This is a genomic window from Asticcacaulis sp. MM231 (assembly GCF_964186625.1).
In the GTDB taxonomy this organism is placed as follows: domain Bacteria; phylum Pseudomonadota; class Alphaproteobacteria; order Caulobacterales; family Caulobacteraceae; genus Asticcacaulis.
Genome location: NZ_OZ075110.1, coordinates 427,501 through 451,193, shown reverse-complemented (window position 1 = coordinate 451,193; position 23,693 = coordinate 427,501). Strand labels below are relative to the sequence as shown.

Annotated in this window: 14 protein-coding genes, 2 tRNA genes, 2 rRNA genes and 2 pseudogenes (1 of these 20 running past the window's edge); 8 read left to right on the top strand and 12 right to left on the bottom strand. The window is 55.2% G+C overall.

What is annotated here, in order from left to right:
- Positions 1-109 precede the first annotated feature (109 nt).
- Entirely contained in the window at positions 110-1,003 is an 894-nt protein-coding gene (locus tag ABQ278_RS21105; RefSeq protein ID WP_349322978.1) for a helix-turn-helix transcriptional regulator, read from the top strand.
- Positions 1,000-2,328 carry a HipA domain-containing protein gene (locus ABQ278_RS21100; RefSeq protein WP_349322977.1) on the top strand — a complete coding sequence of 443 codons (1,329 nt, stop codon included), beginning with the start codon at positions 1,000-1,002 and terminating at the stop codon, positions 2,326-2,328. The genes ABQ278_RS21105 and ABQ278_RS21100 overlap by 4 nt, the downstream gene beginning before the upstream one ends.
- Before the next feature lie 496 nt (positions 2,329-2,824).
- Here ABQ278_RS21100 and ABQ278_RS21095 read toward each other — a convergent pair.
- A tRNA-OTHER gene (locus tag ABQ278_RS21095) sits at positions 2,825-2,908 on the bottom strand.
- Between the two features lie 125 nt (positions 2,909-3,033).
- Between ABQ278_RS21095 and ABQ278_RS21090 the strand changes: the two genes are divergently transcribed.
- Positions 3,034-4,194 carry a tyrosine-type recombinase/integrase gene (locus tag ABQ278_RS21090; protein WP_349322976.1) on the top strand — a complete coding sequence of 387 codons (1,161 nt, stop codon included), beginning with the start codon at positions 3,034-3,036 and terminating at the stop codon, positions 4,192-4,194.
- Between the two features lie 68 nt (positions 4,195-4,262).
- Here the strand turns inward: ABQ278_RS21090 and ABQ278_RS21085 are convergent, their stop codons facing one another.
- Positions 4,263-4,889: a hypothetical protein gene (locus tag ABQ278_RS21085; RefSeq protein WP_349322975.1), complete on the bottom strand. Its 627-nt coding sequence runs from the start codon at positions 4,887-4,889 to the stop codon at positions 4,263-4,265.
- Between the two features lie 129 nt (positions 4,890-5,018).
- Here ABQ278_RS21085 and ABQ278_RS21080 point away from each other — a divergent pair, with 129 nt between their 5' ends.
- On the top strand, positions 5,019-5,267 hold the full coding sequence (locus tag ABQ278_RS21080) for a DUF2798 domain-containing protein (protein WP_349322974.1): 249 nt from the start codon (positions 5,019-5,021) through the stop codon (positions 5,265-5,267).
- Positions 5,268-5,316: 49 nt separating this feature from the next.
- On the opposite strand, the gene ABQ278_RS21075 is transcribed toward ABQ278_RS21080, so the two are convergent.
- From ABQ278_RS21075 to ABQ278_RS21065, 3 genes are read right to left on the bottom strand one after another with little or no spacing between them, the layout of a single operon-like run.
- Entirely contained in the window at positions 5,317-6,810 is a 1,494-nt protein-coding gene (locus ABQ278_RS21075) for a PepSY-associated TM helix domain-containing protein (RefSeq protein ID WP_349322973.1), read from the bottom strand.
- On the bottom strand, positions 6,807-7,379 hold the full coding sequence (locus ABQ278_RS21070; protein ID WP_349322972.1) for a hypothetical protein: 573 nt from the start codon (positions 7,377-7,379) through the stop codon (positions 6,807-6,809). Before ABQ278_RS21070 ends, ABQ278_RS21075 begins: the two co-directional genes overlap by 4 nt.
- Positions 7,379-9,673, bottom strand: a complete 2,295-nt coding sequence (locus ABQ278_RS21065) for a TonB-dependent receptor (RefSeq protein WP_349322971.1) — start codon at positions 9,671-9,673, stop codon at positions 7,379-7,381. Before ABQ278_RS21065 ends, ABQ278_RS21070 begins: the two co-directional genes overlap by 1 nt.
- A gap of 634 nt (positions 9,674-10,307) precedes the next feature.
- On the opposite strand from ABQ278_RS21065, the gene ABQ278_RS21060 reads away from it, so the two are divergent.
- Entirely contained in the window at positions 10,308-10,628 is a 321-nt protein-coding gene (locus ABQ278_RS21060) for a hypothetical protein (RefSeq protein WP_349322970.1), read from the top strand.
- A 148-nt stretch (positions 10,629-10,776) separates the two neighbouring features.
- Here the strand turns inward: ABQ278_RS21060 and ABQ278_RS21055 are convergent, their stop codons facing one another.
- A complete protein-coding gene (locus ABQ278_RS21055) occupies positions 10,777-11,262 on the bottom strand; it encodes a hypothetical protein (RefSeq protein ID WP_349322969.1) in 486 nt (161 codons plus the stop codon).
- Positions 11,263-11,806: 544 nt separating this feature from the next.
- Here ABQ278_RS21055 and ABQ278_RS21050 point away from each other — a divergent pair.
- The 3 genes and pseudogenes from ABQ278_RS21050 to ABQ278_RS21040 all read left to right on the top strand — a co-directional run bounded on the left by ABQ278_RS21050 (position 11,807) and on the right by ABQ278_RS21040 (position 15,229).
- Complete coding sequence (locus tag ABQ278_RS21050) at positions 11,807-12,988, top strand: Fic family protein (RefSeq protein WP_349322968.1); 1,182 nt, start codon at positions 11,807-11,809, stop codon at positions 12,986-12,988.
- Between the two features lie 147 nt (positions 12,989-13,135).
- Positions 13,136-14,010, top strand: a pseudogene (locus ABQ278_RS21045) (tyrosine-type recombinase/integrase).
- A 12-nt stretch (positions 14,011-14,022) separates the two neighbouring features.
- Positions 14,023-15,229 (top strand): annotated as a pseudogene (locus ABQ278_RS21040) (IS91 family transposase).
- Between the two features lie 500 nt (positions 15,230-15,729).
- On the opposite strand, the gene ABQ278_RS21035 reads toward ABQ278_RS21040, so the two are convergent.
- The 6 genes from ABQ278_RS21035 to ABQ278_RS21010 all read right to left on the bottom strand — a co-directional run.
- Complete coding sequence (locus tag ABQ278_RS21035) at positions 15,730-16,179, bottom strand: hypothetical protein (RefSeq protein ID WP_349322967.1); 450 nt, start codon at positions 16,177-16,179, stop codon at positions 15,730-15,732.
- Between the two features lie 208 nt (positions 16,180-16,387).
- Positions 16,388-16,981, bottom strand: a complete 594-nt coding sequence (locus tag ABQ278_RS21030; RefSeq protein ID WP_349322966.1) for a hypothetical protein — start codon at positions 16,979-16,981, stop codon at positions 16,388-16,390.
- 261 nt (positions 16,982-17,242) lie between these two features.
- Entirely contained in the window at positions 17,243-20,566 is a 3,324-nt protein-coding gene (locus tag ABQ278_RS21025; protein ID WP_349322965.1) for a tetratricopeptide repeat protein, read from the bottom strand.
- Between the two features lie 320 nt (positions 20,567-20,886).
- Positions 20,887-20,963, bottom strand: a tRNA-Met gene (locus ABQ278_RS21020).
- Between the two features lie 168 nt (positions 20,964-21,131).
- Positions 21,132-21,246: ribosomal RNA gene (gene rrf / locus ABQ278_RS21015) — 5S ribosomal RNA — on the bottom strand.
- A 140-nt stretch (positions 21,247-21,386) separates the two neighbouring features.
- Positions 21,387-23,693 (bottom strand): 23S ribosomal RNA (locus tag ABQ278_RS21010); it runs 475 nt beyond the window's last position.

The following is a 23,693-nucleotide window of genomic DNA, read 5'->3' as shown; positions in this document are numbered from 1 at the left end:
GAACCAAAATCACCAAATTGTCGATCAATCACCAAATTGTTCCCGCTCGGGCACTCAGCATAGACTTTTAACGATTTTGGTGATAAAAGTTCCCGTACAGGAGCTAGACATGTCCCAGCAAGATCCTAAGCCCAATCTGAAAGCGACCGACGTAGGCTTAAGCCTCACTTCGGTTAAATCAGTCATGTCTGGAGAACTCGATCGGGCAAACACATTAGCCTCTATTCAGAGAGCGCTCGACCTGGCTACAGGCAAGGACGTTCTTGCCGAGCAGAAGAGACAGCAAGCCCTCTTCATCGAGGCCATGAAACCCGACCCACTAGGCGATATAGACAAGATTCAGTTCGCACTGGACATGGCATCTGGCAAGAACGCACTCGCGGATATGGAGGCTCGCCATCAGGTCATGATGGCCGCACTGGAGCCTCCGCCCTACGCGGATACTTTGAAGCAAATCGTGGCAAACGACCTTGCGAAAGGCCCCGAACAGCTGGCCGCCTTGACTGCGAAACACCAGGCAATTCTCGCAAGTACGGCCTCCCATCCCCTCGATAAATACAAGATAGAGATTGCGGCTTACGACGCTGCGCGTGAGACCTTGCGCGCACAACAACAGGAACATAACGAGAAGTTCAAGGCCGCGATGGGCCGGGACCCCTTCGCTGAAATCGAGAGACAACAGGCAGCCCTAGATTCAGCGGTCAAAAAATCCATTACCGCGTTGCAGCCGGCGCCACTGCCCGCACCCCGCATTCAGCTCGATGTGAAGCAACAGGTTCGGAAAGCGGAAAGCCCTGCCTTGTCATCAGTCGCCGACCTCGGCCGTATCGTTCATGACAAGCGCAAGGACATGAAACTCACGCAGCAGCAGTTCGCCGATCTGACAGGTGTCGGACGCCGCTTCATCCTGGAATTGGAAGCCGGCAAACCCACCCTGGAATTCGGGCGCATCCTCAAAGTCTGCCAGGCCGTAGGTATTGACCTGAAGGCGGTGAAACGATGAGACTGGATGTCTGGCTCGACGGCGCACACCAGCCGGTCGGTACACTTGAATCCTTCGACAGCGGTTCGGTGGATTTCCGCTATAACGATACCTATCTCGCCAATCCCGCCCTGCCCCTCTCCCAATCCCTCCCGCTACAGGCGGATGGCTTCGGCGATGTATTGACGCGTGCGTTTTTCAACAACCTCCTGCCTGAAAACGATCAGACGCGCTTACTCATCGACCGACAAGGCATCAGCCGCGATGATGTCGTAGGCATACTGTATCATCTCGGCGCCGACTGCTCCGGCGCCATCTCCTGCCTGCCTGAAGGATCGGCGCCCGTCAAAGTACCAGGCGATCTGTCGGCGGATTACGAAGCGCTGACACCAGACGGACTTACCGACATCATGGTGTCCCTGGCAGAATTCCAGCGACTGCCAGACGCGACAAAGGACCCGTCTCCGCTGGCCGGCGTCCAGGGAAAGATGGCCCTGACCCTATTGCCCGACGGTCGCCTCGCCGTGCCGGCCACTGACAAGAAAGTGCCCTCGACCCACATCCTGAAGGTGCCGGCGCGTGCCGACCAATCAGATGTCGATCATGAATGGGCCGCCTGCGTGCTGATGTCGCAACTAGGCCTCGACACGTCCATGCCACGGCGCCTGAATCAGAGCGGTGTCAAGGGTTTGCTGATCACTCGCTTCGATCGCTGGAACGCCGACGGGTTCGTCAGACGCCTCCATCAGGAAGATTTCGCCCAAGCCCTGGGCCTGCCTCGCGGTCTGAAATATGAACGCCAGGGTCGCGATGGCCGCGCCTTCAACGCTCAGGCCGTTGAAGGCCTGCTGAACTGCACCCGCAATCCGGCGGCCGACAAGCGCCTGTTTATGCTGGCCACCCTAGTCAACCTGGCACTGGGCAATAACGACAATCACGCCAAGAACCACGCCCTGCTATATGTCGCAGCAGATGTGCCAGTGCTCGCGCCCTTCTACGACATCCTGCCGGTTCGACTGAATGATCGCTACACCGAGCAACTGGCCTTCAACCTGGGCACCGCCAAGACCCTCGAAGATGTGACGGCCGCCGATGTGGAAGCCTTCTTCGCCACCTTCGGCATCGAAGGCTCCCGCTATCGCCGCTTCCTCGACACCGAGGTCAAACCCCTCCTCAACCAGCTCGATGCCTTTGCTGAGGGTCTTATTCGTCAGAACATGAAGGGTTTCGATGACCTGATCGGCGGCAATCTGAGGCACCTGGCTGACGCCCTGTCCCTCCCGCTTGAGGTTCGGGAACGAGATCTCTTTGTCGCACGCGGCGGTGGCTGGCTGTCCGCCAGTTAAGCTCCGTGCGAAATCAAGCAGCGACGCATGGGTTCATCTCGCCTCTTGAATACGCGTGTGGCTATCTCCGACGGTCCCCACAAATGGTTGGGCGATTCGTGATGACAATGTCTGTTTTCCCGCGATGAGAGCTTATTTCAATATCGAATTGATCGACTAATAGATGAGGATGATGAATTCGAGGCCCATTGGCATGAGGGCTATCCCTTGTCAGGTCTATTCGTAACCCTAGAAGAAGCAGTGAAGGCAGGTCAGACCGACCTGAATTCGACCTTACCTATTTCGTCGGTATAGACACTTAATACTCCGCGCAGGTCTATTTTGCTCATCTACGGCCGTCAGGTTTTTTTGTGCCCTTTGTGCTAAATATTATCTCTAATCAGATCAAAGAACTAAACTCGATTACGAGCGAATGCCGGTAATTTGCGCGCAAGTAGGTACGTCGCGCGCGATCGCACATAGTTATTATGTTATTGATTATTAAAATATTTTTCTTTGGTTGCGGGGCCAGATTTGAACTGACGACCTTCAGGTTATGAGATAGCTGAAAACGCGGCTTTTTCGTCCGCCGCCGTCCGCATTTGTTTTGTAAAGAATTGTTTTAACTTATCTTTATTGACATTTCGCGCCGTAGCGATACGCTCCTGTCCACGCCTGTTTTTCGTTCAAGTGGTAGCTATGCGGTAGCTGCGGGAGTTTGACGACATGACAAAACTGACCAAGCGCGCGGTGGAATCCGCCAGCATCCAGGACAAGACCTATTGCCTGTGGGACGACGAACTGCGCGGCTTCGGCCTGCGTATCTGGCCGACTGGTCATAAGGTCTATCTGGTCAAGTGCCGCGTCAAAGGACGCCAGCGCTTTATCACGCTTGGGCCACATGGTCCTGTGTCCCCTGAACAAGCCCGGAGCCGAGCGTACAATATCCTCTCGGAAGCGAAGAAAGGCCGTGATCCGGCGTTCGAGCTCGATCAGATGCGCAAGTCGCCGACCGTCAAGGCATTGTGCGAACGCTTTATGCGTGACCATGTCGCCGTGCGGTGCAAACCCCGGACACAGGCGGAATATCAGCGCAATGTCGATCTGTTCATTGTCCCCCGTATTGGGTCGCGCAAGGTGACGGATATCGGTCGGGCAGACATCGCCGAACTGCATGGCGCGTTCAGTCATATCCCCTACCAGGCCAATCGCACCTTGGGAGTCTTGTCACTGCTGTTCAATCTGGCCGAGGTGTGGAATATCCGCCCGGACGGTAGCAACCCGTGCCTGCACGTCAAAAAATATCCCGAACGCAAGCGCGCCCGCTTCCTGAGCGTGGAAGAGTACAAGGCGTTAGGCCAGGCGCTGCATGAAGCCGAACACGGACAGACGGAGACCGCTTCGGCGATCAATGCCATCCGACTGCTGATGCTGACCGGCTGCCGGCTCAACGAGATCATGACGCTCAGGTGGGACGACGTCTATCTGGCCGACTATGAATTACGTCTGCCAGACTCCAAGACCGGAGCGAAGACGGTACATATCGGGCAGAGTGTAGTCGACATCCTGGTCAAGATCGAGCGCATCAACAGCAACCCCTATGTCATCACCGGCAAGAATGAGAGACGCCCCCTCACCGACCTGCAACATCCATGGCGGCGCATCCGCGCAGCGGCTGGCTTGCCTGACGTCCGCATTCACGATCTACGCCATTCTTTCGCCAGTGGCGCCCTCGCCCTCGGTGAAGGCTTGCCGATGATTGGCAAGTTGTTAGGCCATAGCCAAGTCCAAACGACGGCACGTTACGCCCACCTCGCCAATGCACCGATCAAGGTTGCCGCCAGCCGGATCGCTGACAGTATTAGTGAGGCGCTTAGGGCCCGATAGTCAGACCAAATTCGCCCCACCCTTCCGCAGGGCAACCCGGACCGCCTTACAAAGCCAAAGCTCCGAATTCAAGGGATGGGAGGGGCGTCGGCAGGCAAGGTGATCAACGCTCTTCCATCCTTTTCCACCATTTGTAATTCCGGTTGTCCCCGATACGTCGTGAGTGCCACCAATGCCCCATTGGCGTGAGGCAGAAACAGAGATGCACCCGCGTCGGGGTTCGCTACTACCTTGAAAACCTCGCCCCCATGCGCACCATCCAATGTCAGAAGGCCTTCATCGGACAAAGAGGTCAAGTATCCTCCGCGCTCATTCCCCTTTTGGTCATATATAATCAAACCGGCTGCCTGTCCCATGCGTGGCAAGGATTTTCCATTAATAATAGGATCAGGCACGGATCCCGCGAGCACGGCTCTTGTGACGCCCTTGTCGTCGACGACGCGGATGGTATGAGCGATTATTTCCTTCGGCGGGGCTTTCGTTGCGGCGATCAGAACGGGAATACACAGGGCGCATACAACGACCGCCAGAATTTTAACTGTTCTGCGAAGCTGACAAAGCTCGGTCTCTATAGCTTGTGACATTGCCTTTTCCCTCTGGGGTGCTGTTGAGGTTACAGGACAATATGTCCGCCGGCGTATGGCAAGTGACAAATCATTTAAGTCATGATAATCTGCCTTATCGTGTTTCAGCATGATCGTAAGCGTCTAACGTCAGGCAACGCACCTTAACCTCGGGATCGTCTTGATCCGGGTTACTCTGGTCCGCCGGGCTAGAGAGGTGTTCTCGTAGCCAAAGACGGTCCCGTCTCATCAAGTGAGATAATGATGAAGCTTACAAAACTACCCTCAAAATATGCCACTTATATCATGCCTCTGCTGTTGTCAGTAATGATGACTTTTGTCGTGTCGGCCATATCCACGTTTAAGAACATTGGCTTTGCACACAATTTCGCGTCTTGCTGGATGGCAGCGTGGAGCATGTCATGGGTCATCGCTTTCCCGACCCTGCTGTTGGCCTTGCCTCTGGTCAGGCGCCTTGTCGCCGTGATTGTCGTCACATCGCGACCTTAAGGGCCAACGAAAGGGGCGCCACACCTGTCTGGGTGAGGCGCCCTATGCCTTAGGGATTTGACTTCACGTGGGGCCGCCAAACAACGCTTAAGACCATACTGAACGCGATCAGTACCAGACATAGATTCACGATCACCGCGACCGGATCGCCTGGCACAAGACCAAACAACCATACATGTACGCCGACCAGGGCCAGCAGGACGACGGCGCCCACACAGCGCAAGATCACGGAGATCAGTTTTGGGCGTATGACGATTGGTAACAACATGGCAGCAATGGTCACGCCCCCCCACACCCAGACAAGAAGATGGTCGGCGCTATCCGGCGGTGTCAGCAGCACAGTGGCAGCGGTGACCCCATAGGCGATAGGTTGGCTCCAAATGAAAGCAGCCCATAGACGCTCCCAAGTCTCCGAAGGCTTGCCCTTGTCACGGCGGCGCGCCATCCAGATGGCCACGCCAGATGAGGTGATGGCGGCCAGCCCCATGCCGAGAATGGCGTAGATGAACTTGACCACCGGACCACCGAACCAGCCGAAGTGGATCGGCGCCACACCCGAAAGGATTTTCTGGCCGAATTCGCCCTTTTCATAACCGAGCGCACCCAGATAGGTGCTGTCGGCAGCAAACACATAGGTTTCGCCCCGCGATATCTTGCCGGGCGTCGACGCGTTGAGGCTGAAGCGCCCCCCCTGCTCGAACGGATGCTCAACCATAATATAGCGGACCTCCGCCCTTGGCGCGTCGGCTTTCACATAGGCGAACATCCGGGTCAGGTCGGGTGGAGGAGCCGCGGCCGGATTATCGACCGGTGTTGGCCCCAGGAACAGGGCGTAGGCCTGTTTGACATCGCCCTTAAACACGGCCAGCGCCAGGACGCCGACGATCAGGGTCGTGAGGCCAAGAAAAGCACCGGTCAGGGAGACGACGAGGTAGAAAGGCAGGCCCCACAGGCCCAGACGATTGTGCAGATCGGCCTCCTGCAGGCGCTTGGCGCCCCCCAGGCGCAGCGAAAAGGCGTCCTTGAAGGCACGCGGATGCGACAGGACGCCGGAAATGATCGAACTGAGCAGAGCCACCCCGGTCAGGCCGATCAGATAGCCGCCCCACGGACGCGGAAGATGGAGCTCGAAATGCAATCGCCCCTGAAAGTCCGACCAGCGGTCATGGCTGCGTTGCACCAAACGCCCCCCGGCATCAGCCAGCCAGGTTTCCTCGTGTTCGGACGGTTCATGAGTCGACGCCCGAACGGTCAGGCGTGGCAGAGCCCTGGTCGGCAGGCCGATATAGGCGTCATGCGCCCATGGCATCTGCTTCATGCCTTCCTGGAAGGCGGTATTGGCCGCCTCGGGCGTGACGGTTTCGCTCAAGGGCGCAACCGGCTGTTCCCACCGGGCGAATTCCTGCGTGAAAACGGCGACCGAACCCGTGAAGCAGACAAGCCAGATCAGAGCGGCAAAGGCAAGGCCGAGCGCCGAATGGCCGGCCAGCATGGCGCGCACGAAGCCGGGCGCGATACGTGGCCAGATAGGTTGCCCACTCATGCGATGGTCCCCTTGAGAAAGGCCGCGCCCAAGGACACGACCGCGACACCCACCAAAACGCAGGTGGCGCGAATGATTTTGTTATCGGACAGCGTCCAGGCCATGCCACCGGCCCACAGGAAGGGCACCAGCAGACCGCCGATGACCATGCGCGTTTGCGGTGGGCCGGGCGAGCAGATGGCGATGGCCAGGCCTACGCCAAGGGCAGCGATGCCCGCCAACGGCCCCGCCAGAACGCCGCGCAACCAGCCACGCCACACCACCCGCTTACGATCAGATGGTTCCAGAGCTGCTTCGCGCGGCACGCGTGTCTTTATATTGCGGCGCTCGACATTGCTAAGCACGACCAGGGTGCCTGTCATACAGATCAGAGACACCACAATGGCGACGCCGAGGACAAGCCCCCAGAAAGATTGGCCAATGATAACGGCGCCAAGCCACAGCATCCAGCCACCGGCGATCAGCCACGGGCGCAAGCCGTCCGGTTTGATCCATGCCCGGCGAAGCGCCAAAGCGCCCGCAAGTGCGAGCGCTTCAACAACGAATCCATGAAGGATATCCGTCAACATCACCAGTGTGTCTCCAGACTGATGCCGATTTTACGCGGCGCGCCAGGCAAGGCCAGGTTATACTCGCTGCGCCAGTAGGATACGTACCGCTCGTCGAGCAGGTTGCTGGCATAGAGATAGAGGCCCCAGTGCTCGGTTTCATAACCGACCTTGGCATTGACCAGGGTCTTGGCGTCAACGCTGTAGGCCTGCTGTTCGGTCACATCGGTGCCGCTATAAGCCCCCGACGTGTGGTTGGCGTTCAGATTGGCGAAGACCCCGTTTGTCCAGCGATAGGTGCCGCCGAGAGCTATCGTGTAGTGCGGGGCATAGGCGAATTCCGCATCGGTATAGTCGGCGAACAAGGTGCCGCTCGTAACAACGAACTCATCAAATTTTGTACGTGAATAACCAAGCGAGCCATACCACTGGAAGGCGGAAGACACGCGCTGCGACGCCTCAACCTCAAACCCGTAGAGATGCGACTTGCCGGCATTTTCCGTCTGGTAGTCATAGGCGTTGAGGCCGAGATTAACTAGCACCTGCTGATCGGTCCAGTCGATGTAGTAGGCGTTAGCATTGACGATCAGGCTGCCATCAAACCAGGCGCTGCGCAGCGAGGCCTCGTAGTTCCAGGTATATTCCGGATCGTAGGCCACGACCGACGAGCGCGCCGTATTGACCGATGAACCGCCGGCGCGATAGCCGCGCTGCACCGTGAAGCTGCCGGAGATATCCGGCGTGAAGGCGTACTTCACACCCGCCTTGGGCAGAAAGGCGCGGAAGGTGCGTGTGGAGGCCGGCGTGGTCTGGCCAGCGGCGGTCACCTGCGAATCGATGGCGCCATTGAGCGCCGTGATAAGCGCCGCATAGGCCCCATAGGCAGCAGGATCGGGATAGGAACCCTTGAGCTTGGCCGTCGCGCTGGTGCCCGTGGTGTAATCTTCATAATCGTAGCGCAGACCGCCGATCAGGGAGAGCTTTTCCGTCAACTGGTAGGTGCCGTCGGCAAAAATGGCCGCGTTCTCAGTCGTCTCGGGCGTGTCCGCCGAAAAATCCACAGGAATAACGGGAAAGGCTGCCGCATAGAGATCGACAACCGCATTGGCGGTCGTGGCGGGTAATCCGTAAGCGATCAGAGCACTGGCCAGAGTCGTTTTGGGCAGGTCGACATTGGTCAGGCTGGCGGTGACGGTGGAACTGTCGCGCTTGACGTGATAGATGCCGACGAGGCCTTGCAGGCGGTTACCCTTATAGTTGAAGTGCAATTCTTGTGAAAATGTCTTGTCGTCGTAGCGGTTTACGCCGTAGGCGACGTCAGCCGCGGTATAATCACCGTCATAGGAGCCATAGGTCTTAACATGGTTCCAGGACGCGACGGCGCTCATCGTCCAGCGATCAGACAGGTTATAGTCGCCCTTGAGCGTAACGATATCGGTGCGATTTCTGCCGTCATTGGGCGCATCTGAATAATCGGTGCGGTTATCGTACCAGTTCGGCACATCGGTGCGGGAATAGGTATAGAGATAGCCGCCATCGCGTTCGATATGGCTTAAGGTCAGCCCAATCTTCGCATCCGCTGTTGGCGTCCACAGCAGCTTGGCACGAGCATTCAGGGCGTCCGCTTCGTCAACATATTCCTTTCGGGTTGGGTTATAGACCAGACCCTCTGTATGGCTGTCTTCAAGCGCGATCCGGAAGGCCAGTTTGTCGGTGACCAGCGGACCGCCGCCGGCGACCGCAACCGACCGGTCACCAGAATCTGCCCCCATGACGCGGGCCTTGACATTCCAATCATTGGAGGGGTCCACAGAGTTGATAATCACCGCACCTGCGAGCGCGTTCAGGCCTTGCAGGGTCGATTGCGGACCGCGATACACCTCGACCTGACGCACGTCCCACATATCGAGGGGGGTCGAGGCGACCGCACCATCCGGCAGGGCCGCGCCGTCGAAATAGATGGTGGACAGCGATCCGGCGCCACCGCCGGTGATGCTGTCATTGCGGATGCCGCGGATACTGAAACCGGTGCCGCCATAGGTCTCGGTGACATTGGCGGTGCGGGCGAAGACATCGTAGATATCCTGCAGGTTTTCGTCCTGAATCTTACGCGCGCTTGTTACGGCCACGGAGTCCGTTGTCTTTTGCAGCGAGCGGCTGACTTTTTGGCCGGTCACGACCACCTCGACTGCGGCATCACCTGGAACCTGCACCGGCGCGTCCGGCGCGGCAAAAGCGGCAGATGCGCAGACACAGGCAAGCGCAGCCCAAACGCCCGTAAGGGCGCTGGTTGATAAAAGTTTGGACAACATCATAAACCCCAGAAACACTTAATGCGAATTACTCGCAATTACCGCTGCTGATGTTGCAAGTCAATCGCAAATTGACTCTTATAAGGTAAAATTTTATCCCTCTCGGCTGAAGATTTAGCGAGAATTGATCGGACATAGCTATCCGCCAGATAAGCGGGGTAAGATAACGATTTATCAGTTATGAGGCAATCGCTGCCACGCTAAGATGGCGCAGGCGACGCTATTTCAGCAGCCCGCTCGCCATTGTGTGCAACGCACGAAATGTGGCAACTGAACACCGCATTAAAATCGGAACAAAATGGGTACGTAGTGAAGGCAAGATAAAGGCTCAACTCCCGTTTCGCGTAAGTCTTTGTCTGCACATCGCTTTTAAGGATTTACCGAAAAAACAGGAGTTATTTCGCTGTGATTTATTGTTTTTATTAATTTAATTGACTTTTTGCGCGACACACAAAAAATGTCTCACGAAAGAGCCTCTTGGCAGGTCCCAGGCCTATGGTTGGCCGGACCTGCAAGAGCCCGCACGGCATGATGTTTAGACCCTCAATGCAATTTCGACGGCTCGTGCTTGTTGCGCTCGCTGGCCTCATTTGGCGGTGCCTGTCCCTCGTAGGCCTATCAGCGAAACCGGCTTGGCATGGTATTATCCGGTCTGGAGGGCTTCCATATGCCAGACACCAACGACAAGATTTCATACCGCATAGACGAGGCTGTAAAGGCGTCAGGTCTGGGCCGGTCATTCCTTTACGAAAGGATCGCCGAAGGGGCTTTGCGGTCGGTGAAGGTGGGCGGGCGGCGTCTGAGTATGCGCCGTGACCTGTTGGAGTTTATCGACGGCGGGCATTCAGTGAGACCGCCCGCGCCACCCGCGCCCGCGATTGTGCCGACGACGAAGCCCGACGCCAACAGGCTTCCACAATGGACGCAGCTCGAATTGCCATTGAAGAAGCGTAGGTAGGCCTCACTCGTAATAGAGCGACCGCAAAAGCGGTAGCCCACGCCCGGCAGCGGTGCTAGACTCAGATTTCCACCTTACAGGAATCTCGATGCTGGCCGATCAGCTCTCTCACCTACCGGACACAAAACGCCGCGAGCTTGGCCTAGCTTTAACACACTGGCTTAGCCAATCGATTCGACACCGAAACTCGTAAAAGTTCCAAGTTTTGCCTGAGCAATTTTGAATCACTACAAAAGCTAAGTGAAATGCCGTACTTTTTTCCATTTACAAGAAAGAAGTAGTTTCCATTTGAAAAAATACCCATTTCGTCAATATCGGATATCTGAAACACACCCTTCTTATCGTAGTTTATCTTAACTATGCCCTGTTTGACCTCGACAGCTGGAATTCTCAAAGCACTTTGTAAAGCTCTTCGCGCAATTAGTATTATTCCAACGACCGCAATCATCCCCAGAATAATCCTCAGAGGCGTGGCCCATGGCTCAAAGAGCCACCTATAATAGGTATGATCACGGACAGTACTGTTTAAAAGGTTTTCCAGACAAAGGCCTATCAAAATAAGAGCCGCCGAAGTTTTTGCCAACGAGATCTCGCCAACAAACTCTATCTCATCAAAAATCTGATCTACTGACAATTCCCAATTCCTCGCAGATTTTCATACTATCCAGCTTCGCGACGCACAGCGGCTCCGTAAGTACTAACAACCGCGACGCCACCGCCTCGGTAAAATGCTGCCACCCTATCTTCCGCTAAGCCGTGCGCCAAGTCAGAAAATTGCTCGATAAAAACAATGTCGAACCAGCGTCCGCATCAATCCATATACCGTTTTAAAAACTGTCGAAAAAGGCTCAGGAGAAATTCGCCTTCGCGGCCATTCCGGACATCTGCGGAGCCAAAAGTCGGATCGCCCGTAAGCGGTCATCGAGCCTTCTGTTTACTCTGACAGGCCAGATCAATCAACGGGGCAACGTCGCTCCATGCAGCGTATCAACGGGGCAATGGTCGTCCCGTCCTGACTAAAACGACCGTAAGGTGTAAGGTGGCGCTCTCGCAAAACCAAACTCATTCAAACCACCAATGACTGTATTGTCCGTTATTTAAGTGCGCTTACTTTAGCCCAGCCCCTATTTAAGCGAAACGGATATTGCTTAAATAACGTTGCGGTCACATAATGGGTCATGGCAGAATCAACACCCAACCTTCGGCTTGGACGTTACATCGAAACCCCCGTTGCGGGCGAAATCGTGCGTGCCTTTGTGCCGCCACCGCTGCCGCCGACGCCAGCGATCGACGTACTCGCCCTGTTGGAAAAACTCAGCCTTGCAGAACGTGCGCTCGGACGGCTGGACGGCATCACCATGTTGCTGCCACGTCAGGAACTGTTCCTGTATATGTATGTGAGGAAAGAAGCGGTCCTTTCATCCCAGATCGAGGGTACGCAATCGACTTTATCAGACCTTCTGCGCTTCGAGACCGAAGCGCAGGCAGGCGAACCGATCGATGATATCCGCGAAGTCTCAAACTATGTCGATGCCATGATGTATGGATTGGAACGGTTGGAAGAATTACCACTTTCTTTGCGACTGATCCGCGAGATGCACCAACGGTTGCTAGAGAGCGGGCGGGGCGGCACAAAAAGTCCCGGTGAATTCCGGCGGTCGCAAAACTGGATCGGCGGGACGCGCCCCGGCAATGCGCTATTCGTGCCACCGCCACCGATCGAAATGGAGGGTTGCCTCGACGCGCTTGAACGCTTCATGCACGAGGAAGGGTCGCGTCTGCCCGCCCTCATCAAGGCCGGGCTGCTACATGTTCAGTTCGAAACCATACACCCATTCCTAGATGGAAACGGAAGGATTGGCCGCCTCCTGGTGACGTTGTATCTCTGCGTCAACGGCGTGCTGCGCAAGCCGCTGCTCTATTTGAGCCTATACCTGAAATCGCATCGCGCCGACTATTATCGCCTACTTCAGCAGGTACGCGAACACGGGGCCTGGGAAGCGTGGCTCGACTTCTTTCTCTCCGGCGTCGCGGATACTGCCAATCAGGCCTTCGAGGCCGCTACGCGCATCGTCGATCTCTTCAAGGAAGACCATGAACGGATTACTGCGGAAAGCGACCGTGCCGGTTCAGCACTGCGAATCCACGATCTTTTTCAGCAGAACCCGTACTTGACGGCCAACCAACTCGTCCAACAAACCGGGCTTTCGGCTCCTACGGTCAATGCGGCTCTCGTCGATCTGGAGCGATTTGGCATCGTCGAGGAAATTACCGGGCGCAAACGTGGCCGCGTGTTCAGTTACCAGCGTTACCTCGCCATCCTGAGCGAGGGAACCGACCCGCTCCCCAATTCTACCTAAAAAGCGACTATTCGCCTATGCGCCCAAGGACTAAACCGCTGGCGCGGTAGTTTTGCACGTCAATAGTAGAGAACAGTAGCGCGATGGGCATGTCCTGTCTTGAGATAGAGGGCTTCGAACCACCTCACTCAAGACAGGAGCTCCCCCATGAGCGACGAGACAGTTAGTCCGCTACGCCGGCGCATGATTGAAGAGATGACGATCCGTCAGTTTTCTCCAAAGGTCCAGAAAGATTATTTGCGGCATGTGAAGAACTTTGCCGTTTTTTTGGGTCGTTCCCCGGACAAGGCGGATTTTGAGGATATCCGCCGATACCAACTTCACCTGTCCACCTCTGGTCTTGGCGTTCCGAGCCGTAATATTGCCATGACCGCCCTACTTTCTTCTTCCGGGCGACGCTGAACCGGCCTGAGGTCACGGATCGGGTTGTCTTCGCCCGGGAAGCACGGCGTTTGCCGGTCGTTCTTAGCCAGGAGGAGGTCGCCAGGTTTCTGGCTGCCGCGCCCAACCTGAAGGCCAGGACGATGTTGACCACGGCCTATGCGACCGGGCTGCGGGTCCATGAGGTGTCCGTTCTAAAAGTCGGCGACATTGATAGCGAACGGATGGCCGTTCGAGTTGAACAGGGCAAGGGTCGTAAAGACCGTTATGTCATGTTGTCGCCGCAACTCCTTGAGTTGCTGCGTACATATTGGTCTCAGTATCGCCCGCGCTATTGGCTGTTCCCAAGCCCCTGGAATGAAGGCATAGCGCCATTGACGCCCCGCCAGATCAATCGCCTCTGCCACGTAGCCGCGGAACAGGCCGGGATAGTTAAGCGTGTGTCCCCACATACCTTACGTCACAGTTTCGCCACCCACCTTCTCGAGAACAAGACCGACATTCGCGTCATCCAGGTTCTGCTCGGCCATAAGAAACTTGACACCACGGCGCTTTACACCCGGGTTGCCCTCAAAGCGATTGGCGAGATCACCAGCCCCCTTGATTTTCTGCCCGTTGCGGAAGTAAGGCCGCCAGCCTGACCGGTAGATTCCGTGTCACGCCCAACACTGGAGGTCGCGGATATCTTCCGCCGCTTTGGCTCGGCTTGGCGATCCGCCAACGCCGGACGGATCAGTCTTGGACAATTGAAGGTCATGTCCGCCATCGAGTTCTTGCCGAACGGCAGCCCTTGGGGGCCATGTCGAGGCGTGTATGGATTGCGCGCACCTGCTTATTTTCTACAACTCCTGCCGCAACCGGCACTGCCCAAAGTGTCAGGCAATGGCCGCCAAGCAATGGTTGGCAGATCGTGAAGCCGAACTTTTGCCGGTTCCCTATTATCACGTCGTCTTCACCCTCCCGGCAGCTATCGCCGACATCGCCTATCAGAACAAAGCCGTCGTTTACGACATCCTGTTCAAGGCCGCATCGCAAACGCTCATCACCATCGCTGGAGATCCCAAGCATCTGGGCGCAAAGATCGGTGTGACAGGCGTGCTTCACACCTGGGGATCGGCCTTGACCCACCATCCCCATGTCCACATCATCGTGCCTGGAGGGGGCATATCACGCGATGGCCTGAGCTGGATTGCCTGCCGCCCCGGCTTCTTCCTGCCCGTCCGGGTTCTCTCACGCCTGTTTCGCCGATTGTTTTTGGAAAAGCTCAAGGCCGCACACAACGAAGGGCGACTTCAGGTCTTCAATGAACTCGCCAGATTGGCAGATCCAGACACCTTCAATGACTATCTCGCACCACTTCGAAGAACCGAGTGGGTCGTCTATTCGAAGAGACCCTTTGGCGGACCAGAAGCTGTCTTGGCTTACTTGTCGCGGTATACCCATCGCGTTGCCATCGGCAACTCACGACTGATCGCCATCAACGATGCCGGGATAACCTTTAAATGGAAAGACTACCGGGCCAGCGGCAAAGACCAGGCCAAGGTCATGACGCTATCCCCTAACGAATTTATCCGTCGCTTCCTTATCCATGTGCTTCCCAGTGGATTCCATCGCATCCGCCATTACGGCTTGTTCGCCAATGGTGGCCGGACTGAGAATATCGCGCGGGCGCGCAAATTGCTCAATGTGCCGGAACCACAATGTCCAACTGAACCAGAGCCCGCGAATGATAACGAGCTCCCATCACGCCCCAATCCTTGCCGCTGTTGCGGGGGGCGTATGGTCATGATCGAAACCTTCGCGCGCGGGTGTTTGCCCCGGCATCAGCCCGTACCTAAAATCCGGATCGACACATCATGACTGACGCTATCGCGCAACAGAACAACGCATGTTGGGCAATGTGCCGCTGTCTTAAAAGACAGCGATCGGCACCGTCGTTGCCAAATTGGCGTTCCGGTCAATGCCTGGGCCAGTCAGCCGATAGCAGTTGGCAGAGAACCTATCAAAAGCCACACTCTGTGATCGTCTTCGCAACCAACGGGATGCATAAAAAGGCTCAAATGGGCATCACCCCAAGTGCCAAACTTACCAAATCCCCATAGGCTGGCATAATCAAAGCTCGACATTCCCGCGGCTTCCTCCCTGGAGGCTTATCCGACGCCTGCCTTCAGGATTGGATCAACGTCGGCGCTCGGCAGGCATCCGATAACCCTATACCAATCCGGACAACTGCCGAGTTCGAACGACAGAGCGCCCGCAAGCGGTCATTGAGGACTTCTTCTTATACGGCCGGGGAGATCAAGAATGGGCAATGTCGGCGGGTTACCGGCCTTGGCGGTATTCGCCCTTGAAAGACATGCTTAGCGGGCGAATTGTTCAATCTGCCCATCCAGAAATGCCTCTTTAGCCGGCCCTGCTGAAAAATCGAGCACATCATTCTCCAGGTGCCCCATTTTCGTTACGACGACATGCGATCCGTCAACGGTTAGCGTCGAAAAGGGCGGCGGAGACAACATATACTGGCCGAGGTATCTGCCATGCTGGAATACAACGATCCTTTGGCCGCCATGCATGACGTTTCCCCCTTGAGGGAGGAATCTAAATCGATAGTCATATATTGAAAATCCGTTCCCAGATGTTCGGCCGACCAAGGCAAAGGTCGCATCTCGTGCTGAACATATTACTGGACCACTGAAATGACCCTCGATTAAAGCTTTTTGCTTGCCCGCCAAACACGGCACCTGCGCTGCGAGAGGAAGCGCAGCAATGAGCGAAAGTCCAATTGTCAGAATCGCGAACAGGACTTTCATTCGAGCTTCTCCTATAATTGGCGCTAAGACAGTGGCTTAAAAGTGGACAACAACTTTCAGCCACAGGGCGCAACTTAAGGCCCCGAGGATATCGCCCTTAAGCTAGGCTTCACGGCCGAGATGCAAGGCCGGATTGCGCCTATTGCGGAATTGCAACTGAACATATAGCGCTTCAACTTTCGATTCCCAAAAGCGGAAGCAATCGAGGCTAACGACCACTGACCTTGTGCGCTGCGTCTATTATCAATGTATAAACCTCTCGCACCTTGGAAATTCCATCGAACGTCATGGGCCGACTATAACGACGATTTCCCCATGCCGGCCATCCAGCTCCCATGAAGAAGCTCGATTCTCCAAATATGATCGAGCCGCGACCGTTGCTGCCTTCTTTCAGTTCGAGCTGCGGCAAGGTACCGAAAGCCAAGGATCGGACTGAAGTACGAGCAACAATGATGATTCTACGGTCTGTCACTGCGTAAACTGTGTTTGCGCGTGCTGCCGCGTCAAAAAAGAAACGGCCGAATATCACGTACAAGCCAACTAGGCAGAACGGTATTCCCCAGAGGGCCATAAAACTAAAAAAAGTGCCGGTAATATAGGGTGGTGAGACTGAGACTCGAACGCCGGAGCTATAGAGGACACTAGCCTCCCAGAAGAAGGCGAAGCCGCCCCACATTAAGCTAAAAGGCACGAGAAGAAAATCGCTCTGATGAAAGCGAAGGCCCTGGATAGGTGTCCCCGACCATAAGAGTTTTTCGTCCGCGTTGAGCTCGCGCCGCCAACGTTCTTCTGTACTCGACATGATGCCCCCCCAAATAGCAACTCACATGAATTCCTACGCTTAGAACGAGCGGGCTGCAAGAGTACGGAACGAGACGCTAGATCGATTTCCCGAATCGCGCGCGACATGGGCGGAATTACACACGGCACCTGTGCGCCCATTCCAGACCCGCTGCATTTGTTTGTGTGGTCGGCCCGCAACTGGACATGAGCGATGCCTGTCAGCTAATATCAAGACGACAGATCGGGCTGACTGCGCTTCCCCCCGGAAAAAGGCGCAACATTATGGTTTTAAACCATACTCAGTAAACTGCTCGTCAATTTTGGCGACTTTCTTGCGCGCAGCAGCGATATCCGAGTTGCCTCCAGCCTTGTCCCCCATTCGAAGCTTGACAAGACCACGCCCATAAAGGGACGGAGCCATGTCCGGCTGAAGCGCGAGCACCGAATTGTAATCTGTCAAGGCCTCATCGAGTTGGCCAAGACGCATCTTCACAAAGGCACGGCTATCTAAATAAGCTGGCGCCTGCGGTGCCATTTTGACTGCCATATCACAGTCGACCAACGCCTTGTCCAGCTCCGTATTATGAGTTGCTCGGCTCCAGCAGCTCGCGTTGAAAGCCCATGGCTGCTGTGGGTTAATGCGCTTTACCGCTTCCAGATCTGCCAGGGCGAGTTCGGGTTTTCCGAGCTTGAAATACACCCCGCTGCGAATGCTATATGGCTGGCTATCCTTCGGATTGAGCTTTACCGCCGCATCGAGGTCCGTCAATGCCTGGTCATAGGCTTTGTCTTCGTTGATTAGGATGGCCGCACGCACGAGCAATGGGAGCGTTGATTTAGGGTCTGCTTTTATGCCGGCATCAATGTCTTCAAGCCTCTTTTTCCGATCGGCCTTCGGACGATCTTGCGCTCGCATTGAGAAAGCCCAGGCACTGGGCTTGAGGGCAATGATGGCGTCATATTCATCTACCGCCCCCTTCTTGGACTCAGCACATTGGTCAGCATCAAGCGCAGTGCAGTTTTCGAGAAGGGAAGCCATTTTTTCATGAAGATCGAAATCTTCGGGATTTTTCAACAGTCCCTGGCGAATAATATCTCTGGCAACGTCTACACGTTTATCAGCAACCTCGATATCAGCTTCCAACACCAATATTTCTGCCTGCTCACCATAAAGATCCTTAGCGGACTTTGCGTCCTGGCGCGCCAGATCGAATTTTTTTTGGGCCACATGCGCTCGAGCCCTGAAGATTAACGCCATGACATCGTTGGGGTAAAGGTCCAATGCTGCGGTAAAGGCGGCGATGGCCTCATCATACCTAGCCTGTGAAAGACGTGCAGCCCCCAGCCCATTGAGCGTTATCCACTGCGTCGGGTCCAGCTTAAGGGCTAGCTCATAGTCCGCCGCAGCAGCGGCGAAGTTCCCTCTCATCCCCAAGATAGTGGCGCGCCCCTGTAAAGCCGCCACATTGTGATCATCCAGGCGCAGCACTTTGTTGTAGGCCACCAAAGCCTCGTCGATTTTGTTCTGAGATGCGAAATTCTTGCCTTGTGCCAAAAGGTCGTCCACTGAATCCGCCGGCGACGCATTAGCAGTTGTTTCCGGATTTGGTTTTGTCGCGGTATCCTTGTGGTATCGCCTTGGCGCTACCAGGATAACCTCTTTAGCCCACAGGTCCGTCAGTGCTTTGTCCACTTCCATCGCGTCAGCATAGCTTATTTCAGAGACAAGCGCCCGCTTAGACGATTCCAGAAAAAGGGTTCCGTCCTTCATGGCGATCGTTCGCCTGAACTCACTGCCGCCGTCCGTCCGGTCGACATCGCCGCCTTCTGTCGTGAACCCATCGCCACGCTTAGGCAATACAATCTCTTCGCGCGTCCTCTGAAAGTATGGGAAGTTTATAACGATCGGAATATCACGCTTTTGTCCTGCTTCGCGTTTCGCGCTATATGACCAGCCGATATTCATGATGTCGGTCTGGTAGCGCCAGGTTTTGCCATCTTCGCTTTCTTTCCACTCCATCTTGGCAGCGCCATCCATGGTGAGGCGCTCCTCGCCCGTGGCCTGATCAAAGACTGCGGACACCTTACGCGGCTCAATCCAGTCGTATTGACCGTTCCAGTATGCTCTCAGCCCCTTGTCGCGGTCGCCTGCAGGAATAGACATCAATGCCATATTGAACTGGACCGCCGTGTCCCCCCTGAAAACCGCTTCGGCATGGGCCAGGGCCGTTACATCTAGGCCTGCAGAGGCATCCAGCCGCAGAAAGGTATCAGAGGTAGGTTGTGCAAGCGGCTTTGTTGGCAGGGCCTCTAAGGTAGCGCCCGCATCACTGATCGGCAGCGCCCAACGCAAGGCCGGTACAGGCAAGCTGTCAAGTTTGGTATCGCCCAGACGAGTGCCATCCATCCAGTAAATATTGCCCTCGATCTCGGCTCGCACGACGACATGGTCGAAAAGCTCAAAACTAGGTAATCTTTGGTCAAGCCCATCACCTCCGTCCGTGCTTACAAGGGCAGGCTCGGCTTTGATATCCAATACTTTTAAGAGGGCGATGAGCAAAGCTGTCTTGCCTTTGCAGTCACCAAACCGCCTTTGCCAGGTGCTGTCGGCATCGGCTGGCGTATATCCCCCCAAATTCACGCCTAGAAAAACATAACGGACTTGATTTTCGACAAGTTGCAAGGCCATCGCGGCCCGCACCTTCGGATCGTTTGAGGCCGCTCGGATGGTGGCTGCCTCCTTCATAAGGGGAGAGTTAGGCGTCAGAACCGTCGCCTTGTCGTAGCGCGGAGCAAGCAGTTTCGACAGGTCCTGCCAAGTGGCGAATTGTGAGAATTCAATCAAACCAAATTGATTGAACCTTGCGGGCGCATCTCCCTGCAATTCCTTCGCCACCACATGAGATCGGTCCATCGTGAAGGTCCGGGTGTCTGCACTCTGAATTACTTTTCCATGCAGGTCGTCGCTCTGACGCCAACGCACCGATTGGCCTAGCCAGGTCGCGCGTATCGACTGCTGGACAACCGGGTTGGCAGACAGTCCCTGCAAGACAGCCTCATTGTTTCCGCCCATGGCCGGATCAAGCCGCCTGATGGAAGATGCAAACACCATGGTGTCACCGACACGAAGGCCTTCCGGCTGTAGCACCCCCGTCAAATTGCCGTCGAGCATCGCCCGGTCGAGGTTCTGTTCCCGCCGTAGCGTCGTAAAAGTCTGGCCGCTGGCCAGCACGTCGATAACCTGGTCGCCTCGAATGATTTGTAGTTTGTGAACCGCTGCTTCGTCGGTCTCAGGGTTCCAGACAACAAACGCCTGCGCAGCCTGAAGGCCGGCAGGCGTCTGTATATGAAGAGCGACTTCCGTAAAATATGTATTGGTGCCGTCATCAGAAAAATTCACCTGCATGTTTTGCAAGAGAATTTGTCCGGGAGCCCCACTGTACGCTGGATCCGGTTTGGGCAATTCCACAATTTTCACCCAGCCGGCGGGGGCTTCATACAGAATTTTATCCCCTGCAGAGGCGATACCTGCCACCGTCAACATGCACAAAGTCACAAACCCAATACGTGACGCAAACAGCATACGCGTTTGTAATCGGCCCATTCCCCCCCCCCAAACTCCAGCCACAGCTAGCCATTTTAGACTATATCGTTTGACTAGTTGAAAGCAAGGCACAGGATGATCGGCTAACAGATCCAACTCTGGAAGATCGCTGGAAGGTCCGCTTTTCCGGTGTCGATCAAATTGCGCCAGGTCCGGATAGGGCCAACTCAGGCCGACTTCACCGTCCACCCTTGTTCACATTTTTCCGTGTGTGTCTTTTTGATTCAAATGGTAGCTATGCGGTAGCCGAAGGTGGATTTCGGACACATAAAAGCCGCCTTGTGAGGCGGCTATCTATTTGATATTGTTGTTATAAATATTGGTTGCGGGGGCCAGATTTGAACTGACGACCTTCAGGTTATGAGCCTGACGAGCTACCGGGCTGCTCCACCCCGCGTCACCAACATCACTTTCAGGTTTTCCTCGGGCTTAGCCCTTGGGTACTTTGAAGCGGATCCATATGTAAGAAACACAAACGACCGCCAAGCGAATGGCCTGACGGTCGAGTGTGTATTTGTAATGAAGGGCTGTGCTTTTCAGCACTATAAACCTCTGTAATCTGTAGACCTGGCGACGACCTACTCTCCCGTGACTTAAGACAAAGTACCATCGGCCCAGGAAGGCTTAACGACCGAGTTCGGAATGGGATCGGGTGGGGACCTTCCGGCATAGCCACCAGGTCAACAGATTACAGGGGTTTTGAGAAGACATTGCGTGCGCTTTTAGCGCTAAACGTGCTTGCCCGGCTGATTAAGGCGGCAAGCAGGTATGACATTAATTTCAGTGTATGTTGATGTTGTTCCATAAATTTGATTGAGGAACGATCAAGCCTATCGGATTATTAGTACTGGTTAGCTTCACTCCTCACGGAGCTTCCACACCCAGCCTATCAACGTGGTGGTCTACCACGATCCTCAGCGAGACCTTGTTTTGAGGCTAGTTTCCCGCTTAGATGCTTTCAGCGGTTATCTATTCCATACTTAGCTACCCTGCTGCGCGGCTGGCGCCACGACAGGTCCACCAGAGGTATGTCCATCCCGGTCCTCTCGTACTAGGGACAGATCCTCTCAAGTCTCGTACACCCACGGCAGATAGGGACCAAACTGTCTCACGACGTTCTGAACCCAGCTCACGTACCACTTTAAATGGCGAACAGCCATACCCTTGGGACCTGCTCCAGCCCCAGGATGTGATGAGCCGACATCGAGGTGCCAAACTTTGCCGTCGATATGGACTCTTGGGCAAAATCAGCCTGTTATCCCTAGAGTACCTTTTATCCGTTGAGCGATGGCCCTTCCACGCAGGACCACCGGATCACTATGGCCGACTTTCGTCTCTGCTCGACTTGTCAGTCTCGCAGTCAGGCGGGCTTATGCCATTGCACTCGTCGAACGATTTCCGACCGTTCTGAGCCCACCATCGCGCGCCTCCGTTACACTTTGGGAGGCGACCGCCCCAGTCAAACTACCCACCACGCCATGTCCCGGATCCGGATAACGGATCTCGGTTAGACGTCAACAGCAATAAGGGTGGTATTTCAAGGATGGCTCCACGAGAACTGGCGCCCTCGCTTCATAGCCTCCCACCTATCCTACACATGTTGCTGCTAACGCCAAGGCGAAGCTATAGTAAAGGTTCATAGGGTCTTTCCGTCTGACCGCGGGAACCCCGCATCTTCACGGGGAATTCAATTTCGCTGAGCCTATGCTGGAGACAGTGGGGAAGTCGTTACGCCATTCGTGCAGGTCGGAACTTACCCGACAAGGAATTTCGCTACCTTAGGACCGTTATAGTTACGGCCGCCGTTTACCGGGGCTTCAATTCGCAGCTTGCACCACTCCTTTTAACCTTCCGGCACCGGGCAGGCGTCAGACCCTATACGTCGCTTTACAGCTTCGCAGAGCCCTGTGTTTTTGATAAACAGTCGCTACCCCCTAGCCTGTGCCACTTACATCTGGTTGCCCAAATACAAGTCACGCTTATCCCGAAGTTACGCGTGTAATTTGCCGAGTTCCTTCAGCATAGTTCTCTCAAGCGCCTTGGTATACTCTACCTGACCACCTGTGTCGGTTTCGGGTACAGTCTCTGTATGAGTTATTTCCAGGGACAAGTTCCCTGCAAGGAGCAATCCAATAAGCCCTCACAAGTTACCTCATCCGTCACTTCATACTGGCCCAGGAATATTTACCTGGTTCCCATCGACTACGCCTTTCGGCCTCGCCTTAGGGGCTGGCTAACCCTACGCAGATTAGCTTTACGTAGGAACCCTTGGTCTTTCGGCGAGAGTGTCTCTCACACTCTTTATCGCTACTCATGTCAGCATTCTCACTTCTGATACCTCCAGCCAACCTCACGATTGACCTTCACAGGCTTACAGAACGCTCCGCTACCGCTCCCGAAGGAGCCCTGATCTTCGGCACATGGCTTTAGCCCCGTTACATTTTCCGCGCAGGATCGCTTGATCAGTGAGCTGTTACGCTATCTTTAAAGGATGGCTGCTTCTAAGCCAACCTCCTGATTGTCAAAGCAATCCCACATCGTTTCCCACTTAGCCATAATTTGGGGGCCTTAGATGCAGGTTAGGGTTGTTTCCCTTTTCACCATGGACGTTAGCACCCACAGTGTGTCTGCCGAACAGTTCTCTTGGGTATTCGGAGTTTGGTTAGAATTGGTACCGCTCGCGCAGCCCGCATCCATCCAGTGCTCTACCCCCCAAGGAATACATTCGACGCTCTACCTAAATAGATTTCGCGGAGAACCAGCTATGTCTAGGTTTGATTGGCCTTTCACCCCTATCCACAAGTCATCACAGAATTTTTCAACATTCACGTGTTCGGACCTCCAGTTGGTGTTACCCAACCTTCATCCTGCTCATGGATAGATCACCTAGTTTCGGGTCGTCATGCGACGAACTTAACGCTCTATTCAAACTCGCTTTCGCTACGCCTACACCTAACGGCTTAAGCTTGCTCGGCACATGAAGTCGCTGACCCATTATACAAAAGGTACGCCGTCACCCCGCTGGGGGGCTCCGACTGCTTGTAGGCTTCCGATTTCAGGATCTGTTTCACTCCCCTTGTCGGGGTGCTTTTCACCTTTCCCTCACGGTACTTGTTCACTATCGGTC